The 13360-nt window shown below is 41.9% G+C and carries 15 protein-coding genes; all 15 read left to right on the top strand.

The window, feature by feature from the left end; all coding sequences use genetic code 11:
* Window positions 1-5: 5 nt before the first annotated feature.
* The 15 genes from ftsY (at window position 6) to topA (ending at window position 13170) form a co-directional block, all read left to right on the top strand.
* On the top strand, window positions 6-1004 hold the full coding sequence (gene ftsY, locus G8782_RS04630) for a signal recognition particle-docking protein FtsY (RefSeq protein WP_172369716.1): 999 nt from the start codon (window positions 6-8) through the stop codon (window positions 1002-1004).
* A gap of 69 nt (window positions 1005-1073) precedes the next feature.
* Entirely contained in the window at window positions 1074-1409 is a 336-nt protein-coding gene (locus G8782_RS04625; protein ID WP_172369715.1) for a putative DNA-binding protein, read from the top strand.
* Window positions 1410-1423: 14 nt separating this feature from the next.
* Entirely contained in the window at window positions 1424-2779 is a 1356-nt protein-coding gene (ffh, locus tag G8782_RS04620; RefSeq protein WP_172369714.1) for a signal recognition particle protein, read from the top strand.
* A 113-nt stretch (window positions 2780-2892) separates the two neighbouring features.
* On the top strand, window positions 2893-3165 hold the full coding sequence (gene rpsP, locus G8782_RS04615) for a 30S ribosomal protein S16 (RefSeq protein WP_172369713.1): 273 nt from the start codon (window positions 2893-2895) through the stop codon (window positions 3163-3165).
* Window positions 3166-3177: 12 nt separating this feature from the next.
* A complete protein-coding gene (locus G8782_RS04610) occupies window positions 3178-3411 on the top strand; it encodes a KH domain-containing protein (RefSeq protein WP_172369712.1) in 234 nt (77 codons plus the stop codon).
* Between the two features lie 68 nt (window positions 3412-3479).
* Window positions 3480-3995, top strand: coding sequence for a ribosome maturation factor RimM (rimM, locus tag G8782_RS04605; protein ID WP_172369711.1), 516 nt, complete (start codon window positions 3480-3482; stop codon window positions 3993-3995).
* Window positions 3992-4729 (top strand): tRNA (guanosine(37)-N1)-methyltransferase TrmD, encoded by a 738-nt coding sequence (gene trmD, locus G8782_RS04600; protein ID WP_172369710.1) that lies wholly within the window; start codon window positions 3992-3994, stop codon window positions 4727-4729. The genes rimM and trmD overlap by 4 nt, the downstream gene beginning before the upstream one ends.
* 131 nt (window positions 4730-4860) lie before the next feature.
* A complete protein-coding gene (gene rplS, locus G8782_RS04595; protein WP_172369709.1) occupies window positions 4861-5211 on the top strand; it encodes a 50S ribosomal protein L19 in 351 nt (116 codons plus the stop codon).
* A gap of 97 nt (window positions 5212-5308) precedes the next feature.
* Window positions 5309-5866, top strand: a complete 558-nt coding sequence (gene lepB, locus G8782_RS04590; RefSeq protein WP_172369708.1) for a signal peptidase I — start codon at window positions 5309-5311, stop codon at window positions 5864-5866.
* An 18-nt stretch (window positions 5867-5884) separates the two neighbouring features.
* Window positions 5885-6748 carry a ribosome biogenesis GTPase YlqF gene (ylqF, locus tag G8782_RS04585; protein ID WP_172369707.1) on the top strand — a complete coding sequence of 288 codons (864 nt, stop codon included), beginning with the start codon at window positions 5885-5887 and terminating at the stop codon, window positions 6746-6748.
* Between the two features lie 88 nt (window positions 6749-6836).
* Window positions 6837-7622 carry a ribonuclease HII gene (locus G8782_RS04580; protein WP_172369706.1) on the top strand — a complete coding sequence of 262 codons (786 nt, stop codon included), beginning with the start codon at window positions 6837-6839 and terminating at the stop codon, window positions 7620-7622.
* Between the two features lie 328 nt (window positions 7623-7950).
* Window positions 7951-9111, top strand: a complete 1161-nt coding sequence (gene sucC / locus G8782_RS04575) for an ADP-forming succinate--CoA ligase subunit beta (RefSeq protein ID WP_172369705.1) — start codon at window positions 7951-7953, stop codon at window positions 9109-9111.
* Between the two features lie 17 nt (window positions 9112-9128).
* A complete protein-coding gene (sucD, locus tag G8782_RS04570) occupies window positions 9129-10031 on the top strand; it encodes a succinate--CoA ligase subunit alpha (protein WP_172369704.1) in 903 nt (300 codons plus the stop codon).
* 57 nt (window positions 10032-10088) lie between these two features.
* Window positions 10089-10982 carry a DNA-processing protein DprA gene (gene dprA / locus G8782_RS04565; RefSeq protein ID WP_172369703.1) on the top strand — a complete coding sequence of 298 codons (894 nt, stop codon included), beginning with the start codon at window positions 10089-10091 and terminating at the stop codon, window positions 10980-10982.
* Between the two features lie 112 nt (window positions 10983-11094).
* On the top strand, window positions 11095-13170 hold the full coding sequence (gene topA, locus G8782_RS04560; RefSeq protein WP_172369702.1) for a type I DNA topoisomerase: 2076 nt from the start codon (window positions 11095-11097) through the stop codon (window positions 13168-13170).
* The last annotated feature ends 190 nt before the right edge of the window (window positions 13171-13360 follow it).

Below are 13360 nucleotides of genomic sequence, written 5' to 3'. Positions count from 1 at the left end.
ATTGATTGTCTTTTTTCAAGCGAATGAAAGAAAAGATTACAGGAACAAATGAAGCGGTAACCGAGAAGTTCAGAGATGGTCTAACAAAAACGAGAGACCAATTCACATCTAAGGTGAATGATTTAGTTGCGCGTTTCAGAGAAGTGGATGAAGAGTTTTTCGAAGAACTCGAAGATCTTCTTTTGCAAGCCGACGTGGGCTTCGAAACTGTCATGGAGCTAATTGATGAACTGAAGATTGAAGTTCAAAGGAAAAACATTAAAAATACAGAAGGTATTCAAACGGTGATTTCTGAAAAGCTCGTTGAAATTTATGAGAGCGGCGAAGAGGCGAATAGCGATTTAAATATCCAGGAAGACGGACTTTCTGTCATTTTGATGGTTGGCGTAAATGGCGTCGGAAAGACGACGACGATCGGAAAGCTAGCGGCGCGTTTAATGGCCGAAGGAAAAACAGTCATGCTTGCAGCGGGAGATACATTTAGAGCAGGCGCAATCGATCAATTGGTCGTTTGGGGAGAACGAGCTGGCGTAGAAGTGATTCGGCAATCGGAAGGTTCCGACCCGGCAGCAGTCATGTACGATGCTGTTCATGCCGCCAAAAACCGAAAAGTGGACGTCCTAATTTGCGATACAGCGGGGAGACTTCAAAACAAAGTGAACCTGATGAATGAGCTGCAAAAAGTCCGTCGCGTCATTAGCAATGAAGTCGAGGGAGCGCCGCATGAAGTATTGCTGGCACTGGATGCAACGACTGGTCAAAATGCACTAGTTCAAGCGGAGACATTCCAAGAAGCGACAAATGTAACTGGTATTGTACTTACAAAGCTTGATGGAACAGCAAAAGGCGGGATTGTTCTAGCAATTAGAAAGAAATTAAACATCCCTGTGAAGTTTGTCGGGCTCGGAGAGAATATGGACGATTTGCAACCTTTCGATCCAGAGAAATATGTGTATGGTTTATTTGCCAATGAATTAGACAAACAATTCGAGGCAGACAAGTAAAATCACTTGACAGAGGAAACTCTTCATATTATGCTAACTTGGGACAAAATGAATTGAGGTGGTTGACGTATGGCGCTAATTAAGACAACACGCATTAACTTCCTCTTCGATTTTTATCAGTCTTTATTAACTGATAAACAAAGAATTTATATGGAATTATATTATTTAGAAGATTTTTCGCTAGGTGAAATTGCAGAGGAATATGGGATATCACGTCAAGCTGTTTACGATAATGTCCGTCGATCAGAAGTGATGCTCGAAGACTATGAATTAAAATTGAACTTGTTTTCGAAGTTTCAAAAACGATTAGAGATTATTGAAGAAATGGAAAAGTTATTAACGGATTCGCTAGATCAATCCGATAAAGTACAAGAATTATTGGAGACATTGAAAGATTACATGTAGGAGGTGCGTCAAGCATGGCATTTGAAGGATTAGCTGAGCGATTGCAAGGGACGCTCCAAAAGATTAGGGGCAAAGGCAAGGTTAACGAAGCTGACGTTAAAGAAATGATGCGAGAAGTTCGGTTTGCGCTCATTGAAGCGGACGTTAACTTAAAAGTCGTTCGTGAATTTGTGAAAACAGTTAGTGAAAAAGCTGTTGGTTCAGATGTTATGAAAAGTTTAACACCGGGTCAACAGGTTGTTAAAATTGTTAAAGATGAATTGACGAATTTAATGGGCGGCGAACAAGAACAGATTAAATTCTCTAGAAAATCCCCGACTGTTATTATGATGGTTGGGCTACAAGGTGCCGGTAAAACAACCACTTCCGGCAAACTCGCAACTTTATTGCGAAAAAGGCATAACAGAAAGCCGTTACTAGTAGCGGCAGACGTCTATCGTCCAGCCGCGATTGAACAACTTGAAACATTAGGCAAGCAATTGACGATTCCGGTATTTTCGCGCGGAACAGATATCTCGCCTGTAGAAATCGTTCGTCAGGCGCTGGAAGAAGCTGAGAAAGAGCATCATGATATTGTAATCGTCGATACTGCTGGTAGATTGCATGTCGATGAAAAATTGATGCAAGAGCTAGCGGATATTCATGAATTGTCGTCTCCGGATGAAGTGTTTCTAGTCGTGGATGCAATGACCGGACAGGATGCTGTTAATGTTGCGCAAAACTTTAATGAGACAGTGGGAATTACAGGGGTTGTCTTAACGAAACTTGACGGAGATACAAGAGGTGGAGCTGCGCTTTCAATTCGTTCAGTGACCGGCAAGCCGATTAAATTTGTCGGAGTCGGGGAGCGAATGGACGCACTTGAACCGTTTCACCCTGAACGAATGGCATCAAGAATTCTTGGCATGGGCGACGTTATGTCTCTTATTGAAAAAGCGCAAGATAATGTGGACGAAGAGAAGGCCAAAGAGCTCGAAGAGAAGTTCCGGACACAATCATTTACGCTCGACGATTTTCTTGACCAATTGCAACAAGTGAAGAAAATGGGGCCGCTTGATGAATTACTCAAGATGATGCCTGGCGCGGGCAAGATTAAAGGTTTAGAAAATGCTCAAGTTGATGAAGGTCAGATGGGGCGTGTAGAAGCGGTGATACAATCGATGACTTCAAAAGAACGCACTGCTCCTGAAATCATTAACGCAAGCAGGCGCAGACGTATCGCAAAAGGATCAGGCACCACGATACAAGAAGTGAATCGACTTTTGAAGCAATTCGAAGAGATGAAAAAGATGGTTAAACAGATGACGAACATGCAACAAAGAGGAAAAAAACGTATGAAAATGCCTGGATTTGATTCTTTTTTCAAGTAAAAAGGTCGATTTGAAAAAGATTTTTAAGGTGTTAAGAGAAAACCCTTTACAAACAAAGAAAAGCTTGTTAATATAATATCTTGTGTGAAACTATTCGGAGGTGCAATAAAAAAATGGCAGTTAAAATTCGTCTTAAACGTATTGGAGCAAAGAAAACTCCTTTCTATCGTATTGTAGTAGCGGACTCGCGTTCACCACGTGACGGTCGTCAAATCGAGACTGTGGGAACTTACAACCCGCTTACAAAACCGGCAGAATTAAAAATTGATGAAGAGCTAGCGCTCAAATGGCTTCAGAACGGTGCGCAACCGTCTGACACAGTCCGCAACCTGTTTTCTGACCAAGGCATCATGGAAAAATTCCATAACGCTAAACACAGTAAATAAGGAGGGGTCTACATGCAGCAGCTGATTGAAACAATTGTAAAACCATTAGTCGATTTTCCCGAAGATGTTCGGGTCAAGAAAGATGAACAGGAAAGCAGAGTTACGTATAAACTTTCTGTGCATGCCGAGGATATGGGCAAAGTAATTGGAAAGCAAGGACGCGTTGCTAAAGCAATCCGCACGATTGTCTATTCAGCTGCGGGTAGTCACCACGGCAAGCGTGTGTTTGTCGATATTGTAGATTGATAGAGGGGGAGGAAGGAGCTTATGTTCCTTCCTCCTTTTTGAACTTTTACTTAAGGATGGTGTGTCAAATGAATTGGTATAATGTAGGGAAAATCGTTAACACCCACGGAATCATGGGGGAGGTCCGCGTGATTTCAAGTACAGATTTCCCGGAAGAACGTTATGCAATCGGAAGCGAACTCGGCCTTTTTATGCCAGGAAGCAATAAACCGATAACCTTAACTGTCGCGAGTCATCGAAAGCATAAAAGTTTTGATCTTTTGACGTTCGAAAATCATCCCTATGTACAAGATGTTGAAGTATATCGAGATGGCGTTTTGAAAGTGTCTGAAGACAAACTTGGAAAGTTAGAACATGGCGTATTTTATTATCATGAAATTGTCGATTGTCTCGTAGTGACGCTAGACGGAACAGAAGTCGGAAAAGTGACGGAAATCTTCGAAACGGGTGCAAATGATGTGTGGACGGTAAAACCCGAAAAAGGAAAATTACAATACATCCCCTACATTGATGATGTCGTAAAAGAAATCGACATTGAAAATAAAAGAATCGTAATCGATCCGATTGAAGGGTTGCTTTCATGAAAATCGATATCCTTTCTTTATTTCCAGAAATGTTCGAAGGCGTGCTTCATTCATCCATCATGAAAAAAGCCCAAGAGAACGATGCTGTAGAATTTGATGTTGTCGATTTTCGGGATTACTCCGAAAACAAACATCGAAAAGTGGATGATTACCCATATGGCGGCGGAGCGGGGATGGTGTTGAAACCAGAACCATTATTTGCTGCTGTAGAAGCCGTGTCATCTAAAGGGAATACGACACCGCGGGTAATTCTGATGTGCCCGCAAGGTGAGCGATTCACCCAGAAAAAAGCGGAAGAGCTCGCAAAAGAAGAACACCTCGTTTTCGTTTGCGGTCATTATGAGGGCTACGATGAACGAATCCGCGAACACCTCGTTACAGAAGAGCTTTCACTTGGCGATTTCGTCTTAACAGGCGGGGAAATAGCAGCGATGGCGATAGTGGATAGTGTCGTTCGACTTTTGCCTAATGTTCTCGGTAATGAAGATTCCTCCGTTTTGGACTCATTTTCAACAGGATTACTAGAACATCCGCAATACACGAGACCGGCAAACTTCAATGGGATGGAAGTGCCTGAAGTATTACTATCCGGCAATCATGCGAAAATAGATCAATGGCGCGAAGAACAATCTCTGATTCGGACGTATGAACGAAGAAAAGACTTATTAAAAACAGCATCATTAACCGATCATCAAAAGAAGTTATTACTTCAACTCGAAAATCAAAAAAAATAAACCGACTCTGTTGCACGATGCCTTGATTTGTGATACTATCTACTATGTACTTCTATGTGGAGTACATACTGACTGGTGTTCCGCTGCAAAGGCAAGTGTGCAAGAGCATCTGTGGAGAAGGAGAGAAAATAATGCAAAACATTATTGCAGAAATTACTAAAGATCAGCTTCGTTCTGATCTGCCAGAATTCCGTGCGGGGGACACTGTTCGTTTGCACGTAAGAATTGTTGAAGGAACGCGTGAGCGTATCCAATTATACGAAGGTGTTGTCATTAAGCGTCGCGGTGGCGGAATTAGTGAAACATTCACTGTTCGTAAAATCTCTAACGGTGTTGGGGTTGAACGTACATTCCCAGTGCATACGCCAAAAATCGAGAAAATCGACGTTGTTCGTCGCGGTAAAGTACGCCGTGCGAAATTGTACTACCTACGCAGTCTTCGTGGTAAAGCTGCACGTATCAAAGAAATTCGCAATAAATAAGACAAAATCAGGGGGCCCGAAATGTGGCCTCCTTTCTTTTTGCCCAAAATATAAATAGAATGTATAGTAGAGATAGTAGATGCGGGAGGCATGTGGAATGAAAGAGAAAAAGCCCAAAAATGAATCATGGGAATGGATTAAAGCATTATTAATCGCATTCGGGTTAGCAGCACTTATTCGAGTGTTTCTTTTTACACCGATTGTCGTGGACGGCATTTCGATGATGCCGACACTAGAAGATGGCGACCGAATGATTGTCAACAAAATTGGCTATACAATCGGTAAGCCCGACCGTTTTGATATTGTAGTATTCCATGCACCCGAGCAAAAAGACTATATTAAACGAATTATTGGGTTACCGGGAGACACGGTGGAATATCGTGATGATATTTTATACATCAATGGGGAACCCCTTGAAGAACCTTATTTAAATCAGTACAAAGAATCAGTTGCGGACAGTCCTTTAACGGAAGATTTTACGCTTGAAGGAAAACTGAATAGCGAAGTAGTACCGAAAGATCATGTATTCGTTCTCGGTGATAATCGTAGAAAGAGCAAGGATTCTAGACATATCGGAGTCGTACCGATTGACGAAATTATCGGGAGTACAAAATTTGTGTTTTGGCCATTAAAAGATTTTGGTTTTGTTGAATGATAGAAGGGGTTTAAAGATATGACAATTCAATGGTTTCCCGGGCATATGGCAAAAGCCCGAAGAGAAGTAACAGAACAATTAAAATTAGTCGATATCGTTTTCGAATTAGTCGATGCGCGCTTGCCGCTATCCTCTAGAAATCCGATGATTGATGAAGTGATCCATCAGAAACCCAGGTTGTTAATCCTTAACAAAGCGGACTTGGCGGATAGCGCCGAAACGACAAAATGGATTCAGTATTTTAAAGCCGAGGGAACAGAAGCGGTTGCCATTAATTCGTTTCAAGGGCAAGGGTTGCAGGTAGTTACAAGAGCGGCGAAAGAGATTCTGAAGCCTAGGACCGAGCGCATGAGAAAAAGAGGGATTCGACCAGGTGCGATTCGGGCAATGATTGTCGGAATTCCGAACGTGGGCAAATCGACATTAATCAACCGATTGGCAAAAAGGAATATCGCCAAAACCGGGAATAAACCAGGTGTCACGAAAGCGCAACAATGGATTAAATACGGAAAAGAACTCGAATTATTGGATACGCCAGGTATTTTATGGCCTAAATTCGAAGATAAAGAAGCAGGATATAAACTTGCGATTACTGGCGCGATAAAAGACACGCTTCTGAATATGGAAGATTTGGCGTTATACGGCCTTCGGTTTTTAGAGCAGAAATATCCGAACAGGCTTATGGAGAGATATGGTATCTCTACAGTTGGAGAAGAACAAGACGAAATCATTAAGTTGTTCGATCATATCGGAGAACTTCGCAATGTATATACGACAGGCGGCGAAGTTGATTACGATAAAGTTTCTGAAATGATTGTGCAAGACATCCGAAACGAACACCTAGGAAAACTTACATTTGATAGTGTTGAAAAAGAAAACTAAAAGCCGATGCTAACGCATAAGTTCATGCGGCATTCGGCTTTTCTTCTTTATGCGATTTGCAAATTTTTCATGGAAGGTCTGAATTTCTATGCTGACAATAAAAGAAATTGAAGAAAAACTTAAAAGTATACAGGAACCTTCATTATGGATTGAAGAACTTAAAAATGATCAGAGATCAGGCGTGCATAAAGCACTTGCACGTTGGCAACGGAACTATGAAATGAGAGAACTGCAACTACGAGAACATCAAGAGAAGATTGCTTTTGATAGGTCGTATGCACCGTTTGCGGAAGCGCTCGTCGCAGGAGTCGATGAAGCGGGAAGGGGACCGTTAGCGGGCCCTGTAGTCACTGCAGCAGTTATATTACCCATGAAATCGACGGAACTGGTTGGACTTGATGACTCTAAAACAATTTCAAAAGAAAAAAGAGAACAGCTTGCTGAGACAATCCGCCAAATCGCAATTGCTTATTCCATACATATTCAATCCGCCGATAAAATTGACGAACTTAATATATACGCAGCGACTCGCTCATCAATGGAAAAGGCTGTAAGCGGACTCGCGCCTCAACCTGATTTTGTAATTGCGGATGCGATGTCCCTCGACACAAAATGCCAAACAGCATCTGTAGTTAAAGCCGACGCTAAAAGTCTCGCTGTAGCCGCCGCATCAATTCTTGCGAAAACTACACGTGATTCAATAATGGATACAATACATAACGATTTCCCAATGTACAATTTCACTAAAAATGCGGGATACGGCACCGCCGAACATTTAGCGGCCCTACGAGAAAACGGTCCATGCAAACACCACCGCAAAACTTTCGAACCGGTAAAAACAATCATTGCCAATCAAACTAGCATTCTTATTTAAGAGAAGGAAGATCATTTTCTCGAGAAGTATGGCGGCGGTTATTTGTTAAAATGGAATCTATAGTTGATTGGAGTGGAGTCTCGGCGCGCGCCCGCGGGAAAGCATCCCTCCCCCCTACAACGGATATCAACGGTTTAAATGACAAAATCAAGTACTAAAAAAATGACTTCTTGCAGTATTTGTTTAATCAATAACGATATGTAAGAATTAACAAACAAATGCAAGTTTCGACAATTTGAACTTCATATGTGGACATTGTATGACATCTTTATTACAATAGATACGGCAGTAAATTAAAAGAGTTATAAGTTTGATTGGAGGATGTAAGATGAATATCCATGAATATCAAGGGAAGCAGCTTTTACGTGATTATGGTGTAGCTGTTTCAAACGGAATTGTCGCGTTTTCTCCGGAAGAAGCGGTTAAGGCAGCAAAGCAACTTAGCACAGACGTCTACGTTGTCAAAGCACAAATACATGCAGGTGGCCGCGGTAAAGCAGGCGGTGTCAAGATTGCAAAAAACCTTGACGAAGTACGTGCATATGCAAAAGAACTACTTGGTAAAATTCTCGTAACTGAACAGACGGGTCCGGAAGGAAAAGAAGTTAAACGTCTTCTTATCGAAGAAGGTTCCAATATCGAGAAAGAATATTACATAGGCCTAGTGCTTGATAGCGCAACTGACCGTGTAACGCTTATGGGATCAGAGGAAGGCGGAGTAGACATTGAAGCGGTAGCTGAAGAAACGCCTGAGAAGATTTTTAAAGAAATCATTGATCCGGTTGTTGGCTTGACAGGTTTCCAAGCACGTCGTATGGCATTTAACATGAACATTCCAAAAAAGCTTGTTAACAAAGCAGCTAACTTTATGTTAGGTCTTTACAAAGTATTCATTGAAAAAGATGCATCCACAGTAGAAATCAACCCATTGGTTACTACAGCAGAAGGAAATATCCTGGCACTTGATGCGAAGTTTAATTTCGATGAAAGCGCATTATATCGTCACAAAGATATCGTAGAACTCCGTGACTTTGATGAAGAAGATTCAAAAGAAATCGAAGCTTCAAAGTATGACTTAAGCTATATTTCCCTTGATGGAAATATTGGTTGCATGGTTAACGGTGCGGGTCTTGCGATGGCTACGATGGATACAATCAACTATTACGGCGGCTCGCCCGCTAACTTCCTTGATGTTGGGGGCGGTGCAACTGCAGAGAAAGTTACAGAAGCATTCAAAATCATTCTTTCAGATGAAGCTGTTAAAGGAATCTTTGTTAACATTTTCGGCGGAATTATGAAATGTGACGTTATTGCAGAAGGCGTGATCACTGCAGCTAAAGAAGTAGGTCTGCAAGTGCCGCTTGTCGTGCGTCTAGAAGGTACAAACGTCGATAAAGGGAAAGCTTTATTGAACGAATCAGGACTTAACATCATCGCTGCAGATTCAATGGCAGACGGTGCACAAAAGATTGTTGAACTCGTAGGCTAAGAAAGGCAGGGACAAACATGAGTATTTATATTAATAAGGATACAAAAGTTCTCGTACAAGGAATTACAGGTTCTACAGCGCTTTTCCATACGAAAGAAATGCTTGAATATGGAACGAAAATCGTCGCTGGAGTTACGCCTGGAAGAGGCGGAGAAACTGCGGAAGGCGTTCCGGTTTTCAATACAGTTGAAGAAGCTGTAAAAGAAACAGGCGCAAACGTATCGGTAATCTATGTTCCAGCACCATTTGCTGCAGATGCAATCATGGAAGCAGTAGATGCTGAGCTTGATATGGCTATTTGTATTACAGAACATATTCCAATCTTAGATATGGTGAAAGTAAAACGTTATATGGAAGGCAAGAAAACACGTCTTGTCGGCCCGAACTGTCCGGGTGTTATCACATCTGACGAATGTAAAATTGGTATCATGCCAGGATACATTCATACAAAAGGACACGTCGGCGTTGTTTCCCGTTCAGGTACATTGACGTACGAAGCTGTTCATCAGTTAAGTCAAGCGGGTATCGGTCAAACAACAGCTGTTGGAATCGGCGGAGACCCTGTAAACGGGACAAACTTCATCGATGTTCTTAAGGAATTCAACGAAGATCCTGAGACTTATGCGGTTGTTATGATTGGTGAAATTGGCGGTTCAGCGGAAGAAGAAGCGGCTGAATGGATCAAAGAAAACATGACGAAGCCTGTCGTAGGATTCATCGGCGGACAAACAGCTCCTGAAGGAAAACGCATGGGCCATGCTGGCGCTATCATTTCCGGCGGAAAAGGTACTGCAGCTGAAAAAATCAAAGCTCTAAACGCTGCTGGCGTCGAAACAGCTGATACGCCATCGGTCATTGGTGAAACATTAATTAAAGTAATTAAAGAAAAAGGTCTTTACGAAAAGTGTAAAACCCATTAATATAGAAAGTGCAGTGTATTCTGAAAATACACTGCGCTTTTTTAATGATAGGGAGGCATGCGATTGAAATTTACAGACGGTGAAAAAAGGCTGTTGGCGTTACATTATCTCTTCCCAGTTCCGAAAAACCGATTGAATGCTCTTTTCGAGATCGACCCCAATCTTGAAAAGCTTCATACATATCCGGCGGAACGTTTGGCTTTTTTACTCCACATCAAGATGGAAAAAGCGGTCTATTTAAAGGAGAGTTTCCTGAAAAACTTATCAACTCCGTATGATTTGATTTATAAACAGCATAGAATAACCCCAATTCCTTTCACGCATTCCTTATACCCTAAGCGATTATTAGAATTGATAGACCCCCCGACTATTTTATATACTAAAGGCGACATATCGATTTTGGCTGAAAAGTTTAAGGTGGCTATTATCGGGTCCCGTAAAGCCACTGTTTACTCGAAAAATGTGATGTCGCTAATCGTTCCGCCTCTTGTGGCGAATAATGCAGTTGTTGTGTCCGGGCTTGCAAAAGGCGCAGACGCGATGGCACATAAGGCTGCGATTTTTTATGGCGGAAAAACAATTGCCGTTCTCGGGCATGGGCTATTTCATCTCTATCCTTATGAAAATAGAGAACTAGCTAATGAAATAAGCAAAAACCATCTGCTGATTTCAGAGTATCCTTCGTATGTAAAACCGGTAAGATGGACTTTTCCGATGCGCAACCGTATCATTAGTGGTTTGTCTGACGCGGTGATTGTGACAGAATCAGCTAGTAAGAGTGGAACGATGAGTACAGTTGAACATGCACTAGACCATGGTAAACATATTTTCGCAGTTCCGGGATCGGTGATGTCAAGCCTTTCGGAAGGGCCGAATAAGCTAATCGATGAAGGCGCACAGCCATTATGGAATGGTTTTCAAGTGGTTGGCTCACTCCTTGAACAAACCTGATAAAAAATAATTCATACTCGATAATTTGCTTTTATTTGAAATCTAGTATACATTTTGCAACAGATATTCTTTTCTGGAATAAATACAAAACCTCTATAAGGGGGAAAATTATATGGCAGATTATTTAGTAATTGTAGAATCCCCAGCTAAAGCCAAAACGATTGAACGCTATCTAGGGAAAAAATATAAAGTTAGAGCATCACTTGGTCATTTAAGAGATCTTCCGAGAAGTCAAATGGGTGTCGATACCGAAAATAATTACGAACCGAAATATATTACAATTCGCGGTAAAGGCCCGATCCTGCAAGAGTTAAAGAAAGATGCAAAAAAAGTTAAGAAAATATACCTCGCAGCTGACCCCGACAGAGAAGGGGAAGCAATCGCCTGGCATTTAGCGCACCAACTCGGCGTAGATATCAATTCCGATTGCCGAGTCGTCTTTAACGAAATAACCAAAGATGCTATCAAAGAATCTTTTAAAAATCCGCGTCCAATTGATATGGACCTGGTAGATTCGCAACAAGCGCGCAGAATTTTGGATCGCCTAGTCGGATATAATATAAGTCCGATTCTTTGGAAAAAAGTCAAGAAAGGGCTTTCTGCCGGACGTGTTCAGTCCGTTGCACTCCGCTTGATCATTGACCGGGAAAATGAAATTAATGCATTTGAACCAGTTGAATATTGGAGCATTACAGGTCAATTCGGAAAAGGGAAATCGGTGTTTGAAGCCGCCTTTTTTGGAGATGCGAAGAAAAAAGTTGAACTGTCCAATAAAGAAGAGGTTGATGCGATACTAGGGAAAATTGAAGGAGATAGTTTCGAAGTTGCAGAGGTTCTTAAAAGAGAGCGTAGACGCAATCCGGCGTTGCCATTCACGACATCCTCATTGCAGCAAGAAGCAGCGCGCAAACTGAATTTCCGTGCACGCAAAACAATGATGGTAGCTCAGCAATTGTATGAAGGCATCAAAATCGGCAAAGAAGGAAACGTAGGGTTAATAACGTATATGAGAACAGATTCGTCCCGAATTTCCGATACTGTCGTTGAAGAGGCAAAATCATTCATCGAAACCACTTATGGAAAAGAATTTTTAACGGCAACTAAAGCTGCTGCTAAAAAAACCAAATCGAATACACAAGATGCTCACGAAGCGATTCGCCCGACTTCGGTAATGCGACCGCCTGCAGCGATGAAGGCATACTTGTCAAAAGACCAGTACCGTTTATACAAGCTGATTTGGGAACGCCTTGTCGCCAGTCAAATGGCGCCAGCAGTTCTTGATACTGTAAGAGCAGATTTAGTAAACGGCGATGTTCGTTTTCGTGCAACTGGATCCCAGGTTAAATTCGAGGGGTTCATGAAAGTGTATGTCGAGGGCGATGACGATAAAAAGGAAGAGAAAGATCGACTTCTGCCGCCGCTTGAAAAAGGCGAGCATGTAAAATATGAAGATATTGAGCCGACTCAACACTTCACGCAGCCGCCTCCAAGATATACAGAAGCTCGACTCGTTCGTACGCTTGAAGAGTTGGGGATAGGGCGACCATCAACATTTGCCCCGACGCTTGACACATTACAAAGACGTGGATATGTCACGTTAGATGCAAGGCGTTTTATACCGACAGAGCTCGGCGGCATTGTACATCATGCTGTTAACGAATTTTTTCCTGATATCATTGACGTAGAGTTCACTGCAGAAATGGAAAAGGAACTCGATGATGTCGAAGAAGGAAATAAAAAATGGATCAATGTAATCGATAAGTTTTATAAAGACTTTGAAAAACATGTCCAGTTTGCCGACGCTGAAATGGAGAAAATTGAAATTAAAGATGAACCAGCCGGTGAAGATTGCGAGAAGTGCGGCGAACCGATGGTTTACAAACTTGGCAGATACGGAAAGTTCATGGCATGTTCGGGTTTCCCTGATTGTCGAAACACAAAAGCAATCATGAAGCCAATCGGAGTTCCGTGTCCGAAGTGTAAAGAGGGGCAAGTTGTCGAACGTAGAAGTAAAACTAGACGTATTTTTTACGGTTGCGACCGCTACCCGGAATGCGATTATGTATCATGGGATAAGCCGATTGCCAGACCTTGTCCAAAATGTGACAATACGCTAATCGAAAAGAAATCCAAAAAAGGCGTTAATATACAATGTACGGAATGCGAGTATAAAGAGGATTTACAATAGAAACTCGCAAAAAGTGAGGGGCGCCTGCTCCTCTTTTTTGTGCGAAGAATCAATCGAAAAAGACCCTAAACATTAATCTAGTAAGTGTTATAGTTGATGTACGATAGTCACTATTGTATAGTAAGTCATGGGCCGACTACTGAATTTAGAAACTAATCCGTATCTTGCCAATTAATTGGCAATTCGTTTA

The sequence above is a fragment of the Sporosarcina jiandibaonis genome (assembly GCF_013184495.1).
Classification (GTDB): Bacteria; Bacillota; Bacilli; order Bacillales_A; family Planococcaceae; genus Sporosarcina; species Sporosarcina jiandibaonis.
The sequence above is the reverse complement of the archived record's forward strand: the minus strand, read 5'-3'. Positions and strand labels throughout refer to the sequence as shown.